The 15,458-nt window shown below is 67.4% G+C and carries 16 protein-coding genes; 8 read left to right on the top strand and 8 right to left on the bottom strand.

Annotated features, from left to right (window positions below; all coding sequences use genetic code 11):
* The first annotated feature begins 112 nt into the window (after nt 1-112).
* Nucleotides 113-1,261, top strand: a complete 1,149-nt coding sequence (locus BST42_RS01910; protein WP_083116854.1) for a GDSL-type esterase/lipase family protein — start codon at nt 113-115, stop codon at nt 1,259-1,261.
* Between the two features lie 156 nt (nt 1,262-1,417).
* Nucleotides 1,418-2,038, top strand: a complete 621-nt coding sequence (locus tag BST42_RS01915; RefSeq protein WP_083116855.1) for a superoxide dismutase — start codon at nt 1,418-1,420, stop codon at nt 2,036-2,038.
* Between the two features lie 9 nt (nt 2,039-2,047).
* On the opposite strand, the gene BST42_RS01920 is transcribed toward BST42_RS01915, so the two are convergent.
* Entirely contained in the window at nt 2,048-3,952 is a 1,905-nt protein-coding gene (locus BST42_RS01920; RefSeq protein WP_083116856.1) for a cytochrome c oxidase assembly protein, read from the bottom strand.
* Between the two features lie 107 nt (nt 3,953-4,059).
* Here BST42_RS01920 and BST42_RS01925 point away from each other — a divergent pair, with 107 nt between their 5' ends.
* Nucleotides 4,060-4,728 (top strand): DUF5134 domain-containing protein, encoded by a 669-nt coding sequence (locus tag BST42_RS01925; protein ID WP_083116857.1) that lies wholly within the window; start codon nt 4,060-4,062, stop codon nt 4,726-4,728.
* A gap of 56 nt (nt 4,729-4,784) precedes the next feature.
* On the opposite strand, the gene BST42_RS01930 is transcribed toward BST42_RS01925, so the two are convergent.
* The 3 genes from BST42_RS01930 to BST42_RS01940 form a co-directional block, all read right to left on the bottom strand.
* Nucleotides 4,785-5,357 (bottom strand): hypothetical protein, encoded by a 573-nt coding sequence (locus BST42_RS01930; RefSeq protein WP_083116858.1) that lies wholly within the window; start codon nt 5,355-5,357, stop codon nt 4,785-4,787.
* Nucleotides 5,358-5,389: 32 nt separating this feature from the next.
* A complete protein-coding gene (locus tag BST42_RS29290; protein WP_083116859.1) occupies nt 5,390-5,695 on the bottom strand; it encodes a hypothetical protein in 306 nt (101 codons plus the stop codon).
* Nucleotides 5,696-5,901: 206 nt separating this feature from the next.
* Entirely contained in the window at nt 5,902-6,612 is a 711-nt protein-coding gene (locus BST42_RS01940) for a zf-HC2 domain-containing protein (RefSeq protein WP_083116860.1), read from the bottom strand.
* Between the two features lie 78 nt (nt 6,613-6,690).
* Between BST42_RS01940 and BST42_RS01945 the strand changes: the two genes are divergently transcribed.
* From BST42_RS01945 to BST42_RS01965, 5 genes are all read left to right on the top strand, one after another.
* Nucleotides 6,691-7,023, top strand: a complete 333-nt coding sequence (locus tag BST42_RS01945) for an ArsR/SmtB family transcription factor (protein ID WP_083116861.1) — start codon at nt 6,691-6,693, stop codon at nt 7,021-7,023.
* Between the two features lie 107 nt (nt 7,024-7,130).
* Nucleotides 7,131-7,835 carry an energy-coupling factor ABC transporter permease gene (locus BST42_RS01950; protein WP_083116862.1) on the top strand — a complete coding sequence of 235 codons (705 nt, stop codon included), beginning with the start codon at nt 7,131-7,133 and terminating at the stop codon, nt 7,833-7,835.
* A complete protein-coding gene (locus tag BST42_RS01955) occupies nt 7,832-8,188 on the top strand; it encodes a PDGLE domain-containing protein (RefSeq protein WP_083116863.1) in 357 nt (118 codons plus the stop codon). Before BST42_RS01950 ends, BST42_RS01955 begins: the two co-directional genes overlap by 4 nt.
* 1 nt (nt 8,189) lies before the next feature.
* On the top strand, nt 8,190-8,966 hold the full coding sequence (gene cbiQ, locus BST42_RS01960) for a cobalt ECF transporter T component CbiQ (protein ID WP_083116864.1): 777 nt from the start codon (nt 8,190-8,192) through the stop codon (nt 8,964-8,966).
* Nucleotides 8,963-9,703, top strand: coding sequence for an energy-coupling factor ABC transporter ATP-binding protein (locus BST42_RS01965; RefSeq protein WP_083117238.1), 741 nt, complete (start codon nt 8,963-8,965; stop codon nt 9,701-9,703). Before cbiQ ends, BST42_RS01965 begins: the two co-directional genes overlap by 4 nt.
* Before the next feature lie 83 nt (nt 9,704-9,786).
* Here BST42_RS01965 and BST42_RS01970 read toward each other — a convergent pair whose 3' ends face one another.
* From BST42_RS01970 to BST42_RS01985, 4 genes are read right to left on the bottom strand one after another with little or no spacing between them, the layout of a single operon-like run.
* Complete coding sequence (locus tag BST42_RS01970; protein ID WP_083116865.1) at nt 9,787-11,037, bottom strand: NAD(P)/FAD-dependent oxidoreductase; 1,251 nt, start codon at nt 11,035-11,037, stop codon at nt 9,787-9,789.
* Nucleotides 11,034-12,431: an NAD(P)/FAD-dependent oxidoreductase gene (locus BST42_RS01975; RefSeq protein WP_083116866.1), complete on the bottom strand. Its 1,398-nt coding sequence runs from the start codon at nt 12,429-12,431 to the stop codon at nt 11,034-11,036. The genes BST42_RS01970 and BST42_RS01975 overlap by 4 nt, the downstream gene beginning before the upstream one ends.
* The gene (locus tag BST42_RS01980; protein WP_083116867.1) at nt 12,431-13,858 is read right to left on the bottom strand and encodes an FGGY family carbohydrate kinase; all 1,428 of its coding nucleotides are present in this window, start codon (nt 13,856-13,858) and stop codon (nt 12,431-12,433) included. Before BST42_RS01980 ends, BST42_RS01975 begins: the two co-directional genes overlap by 1 nt.
* Nucleotides 13,855-15,375 carry an amino acid permease gene (locus BST42_RS01985; protein WP_237159158.1) on the bottom strand — a complete coding sequence of 507 codons (1,521 nt, stop codon included), beginning with the start codon at nt 15,373-15,375 and terminating at the stop codon, nt 13,855-13,857. The genes BST42_RS01980 and BST42_RS01985 overlap by 4 nt, the downstream gene beginning before the upstream one ends.
* Nucleotides 15,376-15,458 lie beyond the last annotated feature (83 nt).

Consider the following 15,458-nt stretch of genomic DNA (forward strand, 5'->3'; position numbering starts at 1 on the left):
GGGAGTACCCAACCTACGCCGCCCCCATATGCGATGTCGTCGGCCTGCCGGACTCCGATAACCTGGCAACCTGCCGAGCGGTCACCCAGGATCGAGAAGCGAGAACAAGCACATGCCCGAACCGTCCGAGGTTCCGATCACGATGGACCTGGTGCGCGGGGCGCAGGAACTCGAAAGCACGAACCACGGTCTGCTGCCGCATCGGCTACCCCGCTGGGCCCGAGCGCAATGTGCCGACCCGCAACTGGCAATGGCGGAAGCTCAACCGGCCGGATGCCGGCTGGTGTTCGAAACCCGGTCCACCGAAATAGAATTGGACGCGTTGCGTACCCGGCCGGCCTATGTGGGCATGCCCATGCGACCCGATGGCCTCTACGATTTGGTGATCGACGGGGATTTGGCGGCCCAGGCCAGCCTGACCGGCGGCAACGTACTCATGAAGGATGCCGCCGCCGGTACCGAGGAACTCATCGCCGGCCCGCCCGGAACGATTCGCTTCACCGGCCTGCCGGACCGGGCCAAGTCCGTCGAAATCTGGTTGCCGCACAACGAGATCACCGAACTGATTACTCTGCGGAGCGATCACCCGTTGGAGCCTCGCCCCATCACCAGGCCGGTGTGGCTGCATCACGGCAGCTCCATCAGCCACGGCTCCAATGCCGTGCACCCCACCGGCACCTGGCCCGCGGTGGCGGCCGCCGGTGCCGGTGTCGAACTGATCAATCTGGGCGTGGGCGGGGCGGCGCTGCTGGATCCTTTCACCGCCCGCACGATGCGCGACATCCCCGCCGACCTGATCAGCGTCAAGATCGGGATCAATATCGTCAATGCCGACCTGATGCGCCTGCGCGCATTCGGGCCCGCAGTCCATGGCTTCCTCGACACCATCCGCGACGGGCATCCGGTCACGCCGATTGTCGTCGTCTCCGCGGTGCACTGTCCCATCCATGAGGACACGCCGGGACCATTGGCTCCTGACTTCAGCAACGGAACACTGGCATTCGCCGCCACCGGAAGTCCGACCGAGGTGTCGGCGGGCAAGCTGACGCTGCGCGTCATCCGTGACGAGCTCGCCCGCATCGTCAGCGAGCGCTCGAACGCCGACCCGAATCTGCGCTATGTCGACGGCCTGGATCTCTACGGTCCCGCGGACTTCGCCGACTTCCCGCTTCCAGACCGGCTGCACCCCGGGCCACAGGCCCACGTGCGCATGGGTCAGCGCTTCGCCGGTGTCATCAGTGAGGTCATCGCGGCGTCCTAGCGGGAATCCTTGTCGCGCAAGGTGGTGGGCAGTGCCGGTCGCGAGTTACCACCTCAGGGTGAGGCTTGGCGATGTGCTGCATCGACTCGTCGCCCACGACCGACCTGCCACGTAAACACCCTATCATCTGAACACGTGAACATATAAGTTGGTGGCATGACGGATTACTCCTTGCCTGAATTGGATTACGACTACAGCGCACTCGAGCCCCATATTTCGGGTCAGATCAACGAGATTCATCACAGCAAGCACCACGCGACGTACGTCAAAGGCGTCAACGACGCGTTGGCCAAACTGGAGGAGGCTCGCGCCAACGCCGACCACGCCGCGATCTTCCCGAACGAGAAGAACCTGGCATTCCATCTCGGCGGCCATCTCAACCACTCGATCTGGTGGAAGAACTTGTCGCCCAACGGAGGTGACAAACCCATCGGCGAACTGGCGGCCGCCATCGACGATGCGTTCGGGTCGTTCGATGCGTTCCGCGCGCAATTCGCCGCCGCCGCGAACGGCTTACAGGGTTCCGGTTGGGCGGTCCTGGGTTACGAGCCGCTCGGCGGCAAGCTGCTGACGTTCCAGCTCTACGACCAGCAGGCCAACGTGCCGCCGGGAATCGTGCCGCTGCTGCAGGTCGACATGTGGGAGCACGCGTATTACCTGCAGTACAAGAACGTCAAGGCCGACTACGTCACGGCGTTCTGGAATGTGGTGAATTGGGCCGACGTTGCGGACCGGTTCACCGCGGCGACCGGCAGACCGCTGGGCGGCCTTGCCTGACCGGGGGATTCAGCGCCGGTTCTTGGCCAACTCCCGCAGCATCGCGTTGTAGGCGTCGAGGTCGTCGTCGTAGTGGGCGTCGGCGTGCCGGTCGGTGCGGGTGGCGGTCCGCCGGTCTTGGCGCGCCCATTGGTACACCAGTGCAATCACCACGACGATGACGGGCAGTTCGCTCGAACCCCAGGCGATGGCTCCGCCGAGGTGTTGGTCGTCGTTGAGGCTGGCCAGCCACGGGACGTGCAGGTAGCGATAGAACGTGCCGCCGAGCACCGAGGTCATGGTCATGGTCGCGATGCCGAAGAAGGCGTGAAACGGCATCACCGCGAACAGCAGGCCCAGCCGGCCGATGAACGGCAACCGCTTGGGGCCCGGGTCGATACCGATGATCCCCCAGAAGAACAGGTACCCGGTGATCAGGAAGTGCAGGGTCATGAACTCGTGACCCCAGTGGTAGCGCACCAGCGTGTCGAACACCGGTGTGAAGTACACCGCGTACAGCGATCCGACGAACAACACGAAAGCAGTTGCGGGATGGGACAGGAACCGTGACGCCGGCGAATGCACCAGCCACAGCAGGCGTTCCCGGGCACCCGGCGGATGGCCGGCGCCCGCCACCGGAAGCGCGCGCAGCGCCAAGGTGATCGGTGCTCCCAGCACCAGAAACACCGGGATGAACATGTTCAGCGCCATGTGCTCGGCCATGTGCACGCTGAACATCGCCGAACCGTAGGCGCGCACCCCCGAGCTGGTTGCGAGGAGCAGAGCGGCGCAACCCAGCAGCCATGCCACCAACCGGCCGGGCGGCCAGGCGTCGCCGCGCCGTCGCAGCCGGAGGTACCCGATCACGTAGCCCAGCGCCAAGACCACCGCCGCGACGCCGAGGAGCACGTCGAAACGCCAGACAGTCAGCAGCCGAAGCGCATTCGGCGGGTCGGAGAGCTGGTAGCCGAGGAAGACGTCCCACGCGGTGAACTCGTGTGCCAGCAGCCGGGGCGCAGTCTGAACCGCCATCGCCGACACGGCGGCGACCGCCATGACGCCGGCCACTGCGGCGGCCGGCCTGGGTTTGACGAGCAGGCTGATGAGCAACGCCGCCGCGGCCAGCACGCCGAATCGCCCGTAGTCCGAGTGGACGCCGCCCGGTGCGGCCAGCAGGAACCACAGCAGCGCGCCATACAGCAACGCCACCGTGCCCGCCGCGAGCTCGGTGAGCAGAACCCGTCTGCGCAGTTCGTCTTTCGGCGGGGCGATCGCCGCGCTCACCTTCACTCCGGTCAGCACGGCCAGCGCAGTGGCGAAGACAATCACGGCGCTGGTCGCGTAGTCGTGGTCGGGCCCCTGGCCGGCGTTGCCCGTGACCGGTAGCGCGATAACGCCGATGAACGTGGGAACCAGCAGCACGGCGTGCCACGACCAGCGCACGGTGGCCCGCAGACTGACGGTCACCACAGCCGCGACGACAGCGGCGGCGACCCACCCGCGGCTCATTTCCGATGCGCCGAGCGCACTTCCGAGGCCTCCACCGGTGATCAGCCGGGTGACCGGCACGCCGGTGGCGTTGGCGGCCTGGATCGGGATCATCGCCAGCGCGGTCAGCAGCCAGACCGGTGCGAGGCGTTCGGCCAGCAGATGCACCCGGAACGACGCCGGGTCGAGCACGCCGCGGTCGTCGGGCTCCGCGGTGACGGCGATGAACACCAGCGCGCCCAGGCAGATCGCGGCGGCCAGCGTCGCGGTGAAATAACCGATCAGCCCGGCGACGCTGGTCGCCAGGCCGGGGTAGGAGTCGCCGGTTGCGGTGAAGCGCCGGTCGCCGGAGGCCACGGCGTAGCCGGCGAGCGCGGCGAGCAGGCCCAGGTAGCCACCGAGGATCCACCGGCCCGCCGGCCGGGTGGTTGCGTGGATGGCCTCCATCGTGGCGAGTCTACGACTGGTCGTCGTAGTCGAGTCGCCGTGGTGGGAACTTTCTGGTGCGATGGATCGACCATTGCTGACGTGCTGAGCGAAGAACGGAGTGATCGGTGATCGCGGATCTGACGCTGCGCTGGGTCGTCACGCTGCTGTTCGTCTTCGCCGCCGCGGAGTGTCTGTCGACACTCGTGGTCGGTGACCGGCGCCCGCCCGCTGTCGTCAGCCAACTGCTACACGTCGTGATGGCGGTGGCGATGGCGGTGATGGCCTGGCCGTGGGGCGCGGCGTTGCCGACCGTCGCACCGATGGTGTTCTTCCTGCTCGCGACCCTGTGGTTCGTCGCTGTCACGGCGAGCCCGATCTGCGCCGGCCATCGGATCGCGGGTGTTTATCACGCACTGATGATGCTGGCGATGGCGTGGATGTATGCGGTGATGAACGGTCGGCTGCTGCCCGGGCAGGCGTCCTCTACGGGCGATCCGGCGACCCCGGCGGGGTCGTCGGGCCATGCCGGTCACGCGGGGATGAACATGCCCGGCATGGACATGTCCGGCACTGCGGCCGCGGCGGACAGCACCGGCGGCGGATACCCGGCCTACATCGACACGCTGAACTGGGTGTGCACCATTGGGTTCGCGGTGGCCGCGGTGTTCTGGCTGTATCGCTACCTGGCGGTACGGATGAACCGCGAGCCCGCTGCGACAGCGCGGCCGCTCGGAATCCTGTGTCAGTCGATGATGGCCGCCGGGATGGCGATCATGTTCGGCGTGATGCTCTAGCCGACACCGCGCTGTGGCCCGACCTCGGATCAAGCCACAGCATCGGTGGTGTCGTTCTAACAGGAGCCCTGAGCCCGCAGCGACGTCTTGGCCACCCGCACTGTGCACGAACTGGCGGTCGCAGCCACGGAACGGTGCGGAGCGACCGTGACGTGGTGGCCGCTGAGTTGGCGGATCACTGCTGCGGAGAGGTCTGCCTCGTCGGGAAGCGCAGCACCCCTGGTTTGCAGGGAGTCGTAGGTCGTCTGGATCAGGCCACCGTTCAACAGGCCGGTCACCGTGCCGTTCGATCCGTGGGTCGGATGCTCATAGTTCGGCGTTCCGAATGCGTTGTGGTAGTTGATCCCGAGCGGGGAATCGTCCAGGGCCTTGTTGAACGCGGTGTTCTGGTTGAACACCCGGTCGCCGAGGGCTTGGACCGCGCGCACGCCCGGTGCCGGATTGCCCGGGGTGCTTTCACTTCCGAAGCCTGGCCGGCCGACGGCGTCGCCCGACGGCGTGCTGTAGCCATGGGCGTGTGCGATACCCGCTCCGGGAGTCGCCACCATCAGTACCGCGGCCAGAGCGGTCCCGCTCAGTGCGGCGCCTGCGCGAACGCGGCGTAGGGGAATGACGTGCTGCGTGATCATGTGAGTCTGCCTTTCGTCAATGGTGTTGTTTTTCAACGGCTCTGGCTGTTGCATGCCGCCGTGGTCGGCACGCCGGTGTCCGGGCAAATCGGTTTGGACCCGGTGCCGCCACCGGTGGCCGCACCGGCACCGGCTCCGCCGCGGGTGCCGGCGGCTCCGCGCTTGGCGCTGCTGTCGGTGCTGCCGCTGCCGCTGCCGCTGTCGCCGGAGTCCGAGCCGTGGTCGTGGCCGGGATGCGCTGCCGCATTTCCCGCCAGGGCGGCGCTGAATGTGAGCGCTCCGGCAGCCAAGAACGCGCCCAGGAGTCGCGGCACCCCACTGTGTTTTCTGACCTTCATGCATCTCTCCCGTGTTCGTGCACCCGATCTACTACAGGGCGTAGTAATCGACGGCATACCTATGCCCTGGCGGGCCGGCTGACCCTGTTTCCGTCAGCCGCGTGCGAGCCCTAGACCATCGCCGTGTGGGGCTGATCCCGCACAGCAGACGTTCAGGAAACGCACAGTGGATTGGTCGTGGGAGGTCGGCGAAAGTTCCCGCCGGATCACGCAGCGCCGTCGGTGGGGTAGAGGTGTCCGCGGCGGCGCCCGCGAGAGGCGTTGTCGGGCAACACCACGTCGGCGGTGGCGGGCAAGCTGTCGGTTCGAGGCTGCGGACCCGGCGCCCGAGTCGTTCGCCACACCAACAGTGCTACGACTGTGCCGGCCAGCACCGGGAGGTGGGAGAGCACCCGGTCGAGGCTCACCGCACCGGTCACCGAATCACTGACCACGTAGGCGGTGAGGATCGCGGTGAACACCGACAGCACCCCGGCCAGGCCCGCGGCCGCGGTTGGTCGCGCCGCCGCGACGATCATCACCACACCCAACGCCGCCGACCACGCCGTGGACTCGTTGAGCAGATGCCCGCCCATCATGGCGTGGTGAGCCGCCCCGGACGTGCCGACGTTGAGACCCAGCGCCTGGGCCGCCGCGAGCACGATCTGCGCCACCCCGATCATCGCCAGCGTCCACCGCAGCCAGGTGCCGGCCGGCGGGCGTACCGCCCGCGACGGTGGGCTCGGCGCAGCGACAGCCGCCACCTGGGACCGGCCGGCCAGCCGGCGCAGCTGCTGCGTCTGCTCGACGGCCCGGGCGTACCACGCCCCGCACTGGTCACAGCTGGTGAGATGCTCGTCGACCCGGGCCGCGGGAACGGGTTCCCGTTCGCCGTCGATCCGGGCTGACAACGCCTCCCGGGCGACATCGCAGTCCACGCATCAATAGTCGCGTACGGACGCCGGATTGTTCCAGCGTCCCGGGTCCGGCCCCCCTGCTGGGCTAGATTCCTAGGCATGGATGCCCCGGGCGATACGGCGAAGGTCGAGCTGGCCTCGTCCGCGCTGGCCGATGTGGACATCCACAGTTGGACGCAGCGCTTCGACCTGCTGTCCGACCCGCACCGGCTGGAGATCCTCCTCGGGCTGCACCGGGCGCCGGGGATCTGCGTCGGCGATCTCGCCGCCGCCGTCGGCCGCTCGGAAAACGCTGTCTCGCAAGCGCTTCGGGTGCTACGCCAGCAGGGCTGGGTCACCTCGACGCGAGTGGGGCGTCAGGTCAGCTACCGGCTGGAAGATCACACCGTGCATGATCTGCTGCACTGGATCGGTGCCGCTCACTCCGAGTGAGTGAACTCTTCACTCCATTATCTGTACAGGTAGACAGATATCTGGCCGGCCGATTAGGGTTGATTGGTGGGGACGGACCCGATCGCACCCGATCGCAAGGAGACACGTTGAGCGTCCAGGTCACGGCCATGCACATGAGCGACGGCCTGGTCAACGCGCCCACCTCGGTGATGTTCGGGGTGCTGGCGATCGCCGCGGTGGCGTTGTGCGGCTGGCGGGCGCGTACCGAACTCGACGAACGCACCGTCCCGCTGGCCGGGCTGGTCGCCGCCTTCATCTTCGCGGTCCAGATGATCAACTTCCCGATCCTGCCCGGCGTGAGCGGCCATCTCCTCGGCGGCGCGCTCGCCGCGATCCTGGTCGGCCCGTACACCGGCGTGCTGTGCATCACGATCGTGCTGGTGGTGCAGTCGCTGTTGTTCGCCGACGGCGGAGTGACCGCACTGGGAATGAACATCACCAACATGGCGCTGATCGGCGTCGCCGCGGGATACGCCGCCGCGCGGGTTTTCTACGCGCTGGTGCGACGGCGTCGTCCCGGTTCGGTACCGGCGCTCGGAGTCGTCGGCTTCCTCTCTGCGCTGTTCGGAACAGTCTGCGCGGCAATGGGTTTCGTCGCGGAATACGCGATCGGCGGCTCCGCGCCGACCTCGCTGGGCACGGTCGGCGCCTACATGCTCGGTACCCACGTCCTGATCGGCATCGGCGAAGGACTGATCACGGCGGTGACCGTGATGGCCGTCGCCCGGTCCCGTCCCGACCTCGTCTATCTGCTGCGCCGTGATCGCGACCGCGAGGCGGTGCCCGCGTGAGCGCTCAGGCGGTGGCCCGCAGTTGGCGGTTCTGGGTCGGCTTCGGGGTGGCGATCCTGCTGATCGCCGGCGTGGTGTCCTACTTGGCCAGCTCGAGCCCGGACGGGCTGGACTCGGCGACTCTGCAGGGCTGTCAGGTCGTGCACACCGACCACGGTGAGCAACTGACCGGCAGCTGCATCGCCCAGCACGCGACCGAACACACGATGGCGGCCTCGCCGCTGGCCGACTACACGATCTTCGGGCACCCGGCCACGAGTGGACTCGCCGGCGTCATCGGCGCCGTCATCGTGCTGGGCATCGCCTTCGGCGGGTTCTGGCTGATCGCGCGCAGCCGCCGCGCGAAGGACTGAGATGGGCGCCGGGCACTCTCACCCGCTGTATCGCGACGGCGAATCGGTGGTGCATCGCGCGCCCGCGGAAGTCAAGATCGCCGGACTCGTGTTGTTCGTCCTTGCGGTGGTGGCCACCCCGCGGGAGATGATCTGGCCGTTTGCCGTCTACGCCGGGATCGTTTTGGTGGTGTGGCGGGTGGCTTCGATCCCGCTGCGATGGATCCTGCCGCGGATGCTGATCGAAGCGCCGTTCATCGTGCTGGCCGTGTTGCTGCCGTTCGCTGAAGGCGGCGAACGCGTCACGGTCGGCGGTCTGCAGTTGTCGGTGGCCGGGTTGTGGGCGGCGTGGGGGATCGTGGTCAAGGGCACGCTCGGTGTGGCCGCCTCGCTCACCGTCGCCGCCACCACATCGGCGCGGGAGCTGCCGTTGGCGCTGAGCCGGCTCGGCGTGCCGGGGCTGGTGACCTCGATGCTGGTGTTGATGATCCGCTACATCGACCTGCTGTCGGCGGAAGTCAGCCGGATGCGGATGGCTCGGATCTCCCGCGGTGACTCCCCGCGCGCCCTGCACCAGGTTGGTGCGATCGCGAAAGGCGTTGGAGCGCTGTTCCTTCGGTCGTATGAGCGAGGCGAGCGCGTGTACCTGGCGATGACGTCACGCGGCTTCGACGGCAAGGTGCCCGAGTTGGCGATCGTCGGAGCCGGTCCGCGCGCCTCGGGGGCGCAGTGGGTGTTCGCGCTGACGCCGGCGGTGGCGGCGGCCGCGGTGGCGGCCTCGGCGTGGGTGCTGCGATGAGCACGCCGGCGGTCCGCGTCCAGGGTCTGCATTACCGCTATCCCGACGGCCGCGTGGCCCTCGACGGTGTCGATCTCAGCATCGCGCCCGGCGAGCGGGTGGCCATCCTCGGCCCCAACGGGGCGGGCAAGACCACGCTCATGCTGCATCTCAACGGAGTGCTGACAGCCTCGTCGGGCGTGATAGAGATCAGTGGAATCACGTTGACCCGCAAGAGCCTTCGCGACATCCGGCGCCGAGTGGGGCTGGTGTTCCAGGATCCCGACGATCAGCTGTTCATGCCCACGGTCGCCCAGGACGTCGCATTCGGCCCGGCCAACTTCGGGCTCACCGGCGACGCGCTGGCTGCCCGGGTGGCCGCCGCGTTGGAGGTTGTGTCGATGACCGAGCACGCCGACCGCAGTCCCGGGCACCTGTCCGGCGGGCAGCGCCGCCGCGCCGCACTGGCGACCGTCCTGGCCTGTGAGCCAGAGATACTCGTGCTCGACGAGCCCTCGGCGAACCTCGATCCGGTCGCGCGCCGGGAACTGGCGCAGACGCTGGCCACGCTGCCGGCGACGATGGTGATCGTCACCCACGACCTGCCGTATGCCGCGCAGCTGTGCGACCGGGCCATCATTCTCGACGGGGGCGCGGTGGTCGCAGACGACAGCGTCACGGCCGTGCTGTCCAACGCCGAACTGCTGGCCGCCCACCGGCTCGAATTGCCCTGGGGCTTCGTGGTTCCCGCGCGCTGATCCTTTCCCGAGCAGACACAAAATCGCATCAATCGAACAGGATTTCCCCGAGTTTCTGTCTGCTCACGAGGAACATTGAGCCCTCAGTTGGCCAGCGACAGCGTGACCGGCCCGCCCCGTGCGTCGACACCGTCCAGGATCTTCGACGGCACCCGGAACACTCGACCAGGGGATGCGGGCCAGGGGAGGGTTTTTCGCCCCACGGTCCTGCCGTCTTGGCGGGCAACGACTGTGGGAATGCGCACCAGCCGATCAGTCCACAACAGCAGCCGGTGCCGGGCGGGCGCCGGATCGCCGGGACGCAGCAGGTTGGGGGCCACCCAGCGCAACGGCGCCTCGGCGTGGATTGGAACTCCCGCATCGGCAGGCCGGTTCCCGGCGAGGTGGGCGCGGACCTGGTCGGCCACGTGGCGACCGTCGAGGGCAGCGATGTCGGCGGTGTCGACGGGGTGCAGCAGGTTGCCGATGGCGAAGACGCCGGATCTGCTGGTACGCAGCGCCGTGTCCACGACGGGACCGAGAGTTCCGGGATCCATGTCGAGGCCGGTGCTGCGGGCCAGTTCGTGATCGGGGATCCAATCGCCGGTCAAGACGACGGTGTCGCAGTCGACGATGCGCCGACGCCCGGTGTCGAGGTTCTCGACCTCGACGCCGGTGACGGTCGGCTTGCCGATGATCCGCACCACTCGGGTGCGGGTGGCGATCTGCAGTCCCAGCAGCGGTGACCGGCCGGCCAGGTTGAATACGCCATACGATTCCGGTGACGGGTATTCGGTTGTCATCAAGGCGGTTTGGCAGCCGACGTGTTTGAGGGTGAGCACCGCCGAGTAGCTGACCAGCTCGGCGCCGACCACGACGGCACGCCTGCCGACGGTGCGATGCTTGAGATGCACCGCGTTCTGCAACAGGCCGGTGGTGTAGACGCCCGCCCCGCGATCACCGGGAATCAACCGGGCCGGGCGTGGGCGTTCACGGGCGCCGGTGGCCAGCACGATGGCCCGGGCGGCGAGGTCGTAGCGCCCCTGCGGCGAGGTGATCTCGAGAGTGTGATCGTCGGCCCAGCCGGTGACCATCGCGTTGGTGCGGATCGTCGCGCCTGCGGCGCGGGCATCCCGGGTGAGCCGCGCAGCGTAGGCGGGCCCGCTGATGAACGTCTTCCGGTCACGCATTCCGTAGCCGGGGTGATCGCTGTGCCGCGGGATCCCGCCGGGCTCCGATTCGCGTTCCAGGACAACGACATTCAGTCTGCTGGAGCGCGCCAGGTCGGCAGCGGCCGTCAGGCCGGCGGGGCCGGCGCCGACGATCGCGACGTCGACCGTTTCGGTGGCGGTCATCGGCGGGTCTCCTGGCGGGTCTCACGGTCGAACAACGACTGGACTTCGGCGCCGCAGAAGAACGCCTGGCAGCGACCGTTCATCACGCGGGTGCGCCGCCGCAGTCCGTCCATGGTGGTGGGCGGGATCACCGAATGGCAGGCATCGCGAATCTCACCTTCGGTGACGCGTTCGCAGAAGCACACGATCCGCCCGTAGGCGGGATCGGCGTCGATGACGTCGGATTGCTGGAAGGGACGCGGGAATGCCTCGCCCAGGTTCGGCATCTGCGGGGGCGCAGGCAGTTCCGGCTTCGGTGTCAACGACAGGCCGGCGTCGGCGAGTTCGTCACGGACATATTCGGCCACGGCCATCCCGGCGGTCAGACCGGTGGAGCGGATACCGCCGACCAGCAGGTAGCGCTGAGCGGGGTCGGCCTCGATCAGATAGTCGCCGTGGTCGATGGCCGCACGGAGCCCGGAGTAGGTGGCGGTGACCTCTTCGTCGAGAAGGCGCGGCATCAGAGCTTTGCCCTTGCCCAGCAGGAATTCGAAGCCGGTTTCGGAGGTGCCGGTGGCGGTGCGGTCCTGTAGATCTTCGGACGTGGGTCCCAGCATGACGTTGCCGTAGATGGTCGGACTGACCAGCACGCCCTTGCCGCGCGCGGTCGGTACCGGCAACACGATCTTGTCCACCAGGGCGCGGGCGAGCTTGTCGTAGACGATGAGTTCGCCGCGGCGCGGGGTGACCGTGAACCGCTGATGGCCGAATAGAGCGTCGATGAGATCAGCGCCGAGTCCCGCTGCGTTGACGATCCAGCGTGCGGTGACCTCTCCGCCGCTGGTCGCAAGCATGGTGGTCTCGGTTCCGATGTCGACGGCGTCGACCCGGTGGCCGGTCAGCAGCACGGTGCCGCGGTTGACGGCATCGGTGGCCAGTGCGAGGTTCACCGTCCATGTGCAGATGATCGATTCGTCGGGGACGGTCAAGCCGCCGAGTGCGCCCGGTCCGAGGTTCGGGATATCCGCGTAAACGGCTGCGGCGTCGATGATCTCGCAGCTGTGATAGCCGTTGTCTTCGGCCTTGGTCAACAGGTGCGGCAGGGCGTCCAGTTGCTCCTGGTCCCAGGCCACCAGGATGGCCCCGGTGCGTTCGACGGGGATGCCGGTGTGCGTGGCGTAGTCGGAGAGCAGATGGTAGCCGCGGTGCACCATCGCTGACTCGAGCGTGCCGGGCTTGGCATCGAAGCCGGTGTGCAGGATCGCGGTGTTGGCCTTGCTGGTGCCGTCGCCGACGTCGGAGCGGGCGTCGATGAGCGCCACCGAGAGTTGGTGGCCGGACAGTTCACGAGCGATCGCCGATCCGACGATGCCCGCGCCTATGACGACGACGTCGTAGGCGGTGCGGGTGGTCATCACATCTCCTGGGAGGGGTAGGTGGTGGCGGCAAGCTCACGCCACCGATCACGAAATTCGTTGGCTCGCTGTCCCGTCCAATTCGGTTCGTAGGTAGCCGAAGGTGTCCAGGCCGCAACAACGTCGGACAGCGACTGATCCGGAGACTGGCTCAGCCGGGCCAGGGCCGCCGCACCGAGGGCGGTGGCGTGGGCGGACGGGTAGACCTCGACAGGCACCTGCAGGATGTCGGCGCACGCCTGCATCAGGACACCTGACTGGGTCAGCCCACCGTCGGCGCGCAGCGTGGTCAGCGGTGTCGTGCTGTCGGCGTTGATCGCGGTGGCCAATTCGGCAATCTGGGCGGCGATGCCCTGCAGGACGGCCAGCACCAGATGCCCACGGTCGGTCGACAACGTCATCCCCGAAATGACGGCCTTCGCTTGCGATTTCCACCACGGTGCGGCCAGCCCGGCCAGTGCGGGCACACACAGCACCCCGTTGCTCTGCGGTGCCGCGATGCCGTCCATCTCCTCGGCGCCGCCGATGATGCCGAGCGAGCTGAGCCACCGCACGGCCGACGCTGCGGTGTACACCTGGCCATCGACGCAGAACGTGTCGCGGCCCTTGATCCGCCAGGCCACCGAGGAGGTCAACCCGGTTGTGGAGTGCACGCCGGTGGTTCCGGTGTTGGCCAGCAGGAATGCACCGGTGCCGAAGGTGCATTTGGCCATGCCCGGCTCGAAGCAGGCTTCGGCCAGCAGGGCTGCCTGCTGGTCGACGACGATCCCGCCTACCGGTATTTCTCCGCCGAATGCCGTTGTTGTGCCGATCGTTTCGTCGTTTCCGACGATGTCGGGCAGGCGTTCACCGTCGAGCTCGAACAGTGCCAGCAACTCGTGGCTCCATTCTGCGGCGCCCAGATCGACGGCCAGTGACCGACTGGCGGTGGTGGCGTCGGTCACGAACGCTCCGGTCAGCTGGTGCAGCAGCCAGGTGTCCGATGTGGTGACCACGCCGGCGGTCTCGACGTTGCGACGCAACCAGGCCATTTTCGGCGCCGAGAAGTACGGATCGAGCACCAGGCCGGTGCGGGCGGCGAGCATGTCGCCGGACTCGCTCAGTGCCGCGCACAGCGGTTCGGCGCGGCGGTCCTGCCATACGATTGCCTGCGTCAATGCGCGACCGGTGTCCGGGTCCCAGGCCAGAACCGTTTCGCCTTGATTGGCCAATGACACGGCATCGATCGAGCGGTTCGCCTGCGCTACCGCCCCGCGCCCGGCGGTCAGGACCGACTCCAGCAATTCGTCCGGATCCTGTTCGACGCCACCGCCTTCGAGATAGCGCGGATGCACCGCGACCTCGGCCAGCCCCACCACGCCTTCGTCGGGGTCGACGACGATGGCCTTGGTGCCCGACGTGCCCTGGTCGATGGCCAGGACTGTCATCGTGGCACGTCCTCGGCGACGTCCCGGGTGCCGGCCACATTGTCGAGTTCGGCATCGATGGAACGCAATTCGGGCATTCTCAGTCCGTCGCGACCGCGGGTGCTCAGCAGGTAGCCCAAGTAGACCGCACCGATCGCCACCATCACCAGGACATAGAGCCACGGCTGCCGGAACGAGGCGTCGCGGAACAACGACAGCGCGAACACCAGCCACGCGACTGCCACGACGATGATCGGGATCTCCCACCGGCCGAGGCTGAAGGCATCGCTCTGCGGCAGCTGACGCCGCTTGGCGATGTAGAGCGCCACGGTGATGGTGTAGATGACCGCAGGCAGGAGGGTCGCCGCGGAGAACAGGATGAACAGCGCGTCGGTACTGGTGGAGAAGACACCGAGGATCACCGCCGAGATCGTGGTCATCGCGATGGTGGCGTTCAAGGGGGTCTTGGTGCGGGGGGACACCTTGTGCAAGGCCTGCCACCCCGGGAAGCGCTGATCGCGGGACATCGCCCAGGTCAGTCGCACACCGCTCATCACGATCACCAAACCGCACGCGAAGATCGCGATGGCGACCAGGATCAGCAGGGCGGTGCCGACGAACTCCCCGAGGATGTCGCGGATGACGTCGGCGATCGGAGTTCCCGACTCGGCCAGAGCCGTCGGATCGTTGACGGCGGCGGTCACCACCAGCAAGAACAGGAAGCCCAGCACGCCGGAGGCCAGTACGGCCTGCCACATCGCCCGTGGCACAACAACTTCCGGTCTCTTGGTCTCCTCCGCCAGGTTGGCTGCCGATTCGAAGCCGACGATGGTGAACGCGCCGAGCAGGAAGCCAAGCATCCAGGGGCCGGCAGCCGTTGCGGTGCCGAAGTTCCAGTAGCCCTCGGCAGGGATGTCGCCGCGGGAGAACAAGTTGCCCGCCGACAGTTTGTGGGTGATCACACCCACGATGAACAGCAGGACGACCAGCGCCACCATGCCGATCAGTTCAGCACTGACCGCGAAGTTGTTCACCCGTTCGGTCCATTTGGTCGAGACCGCGACCAGAAGACCTTGCAACAGCAGGACGGCGGCGGTGATCAAGAACGACGTCAGTGCGGTGCCGGTGAAATCGAACAACGCAGGAACGACGGTCGCGGCGACCGTGTAGTCCACCGCGACCGCCACGATGGCCAGGAAGGTGAACGAGATCCAGCCGGTGATCCACCCCAGGATCGGGTTGGCCAGCCGCGACACCCATTGATACGCGTAGCCGGTGACCGGAATCCGAGCGGCCAGCGCGCCCAGCAGCAGAGCGACCGCCAGCTGCCCGACGATGACGATGGGCCACGTCCAGATACCCAGTGGGCCAGAACTTTTCAGAACACTGCCGTACGTGGTGAAGATGCCGGTGGCAATCGATACGAAGGCGAATGCCACCGCGAAGGAGGCGAATCGCCCGGTGGAGCGCTCCAGAGTGTCGGTATAGGTGCCGTGAGAAACGGTTCCCTCGGATGGCGGTGTGGAAGAATGCGTCACTGGATCGGTCTTTCTGACTCTGAGTGTTTCGGATATGAGGCTCGGTCCCGCGGGCGGCGCTGCAACGCCGCCCGCACCCATGT

Origin of the sequence: Mycolicibacterium rhodesiae (assembly GCF_002086695.1) — a bacterium.
Classification (GTDB): Bacteria; Actinomycetota; Actinomycetes; order Mycobacteriales; family Mycobacteriaceae; genus Mycobacterium; species Mycobacterium rhodesiae.

Bases quoted from the DNA above. Each gene is read 5' to 3' on its own strand.
- cbiQ (WP_083116864.1), top strand. From the start codon at position 8,190: ATGGGCGCCGGGCACTCTCACCCGCTGTATCGCGACGGCGAATCGGTG.
- BST42_RS01920 (WP_083116856.1), bottom strand. From the start codon at position 3,952: ATGGAGGCCATCCACGCAACCACCCGGCCGGCGGGCCGGTGGATCCTC.
- BST42_RS01980 (WP_083116867.1), bottom strand. From the start codon at position 13,858: ATGACAGTCCTGGCCATCGACCAGGGCACGTCGGGCACCAAGGCCATC.
- BST42_RS01970 (WP_083116865.1), bottom strand. From the start codon at position 11,037: ATGACCGCCACCGAAACGGTCGACGTCGCGATCGTCGGCGCCGGCCCC.
- BST42_RS01965 (WP_083117238.1), top strand. From the start codon at position 8,963: ATGAGCACGCCGGCGGTCCGCGTCCAGGGTCTGCATTACCGCTATCCC.
- BST42_RS01930 (WP_083116858.1), bottom strand. From the start codon at position 5,357: ATGATCACGCAGCACGTCATTCCCCTACGCCGCGTTCGCGCAGGCGCC.
- BST42_RS29290 (WP_083116859.1), bottom strand. From the start codon at position 5,695: ATGAAGGTCAGAAAACACAGTGGGGTGCCGCGACTCCTGGGCGCGTTC.
- BST42_RS01945 (WP_083116861.1), top strand. From the start codon at position 6,691: ATGGATGCCCCGGGCGATACGGCGAAGGTCGAGCTGGCCTCGTCCGCG.
- BST42_RS01910 (WP_083116854.1), top strand. From the start codon at position 113: ATGCCCGAACCGTCCGAGGTTCCGATCACGATGGACCTGGTGCGCGGG.
- BST42_RS01915 (WP_083116855.1), top strand. From the start codon at position 1,418: ATGACGGATTACTCCTTGCCTGAATTGGATTACGACTACAGCGCACTC.
- BST42_RS01975 (WP_083116866.1), bottom strand. From the start codon at position 12,431: ATGACCACCCGCACCGCCTACGACGTCGTCGTCATAGGCGCGGGCATC.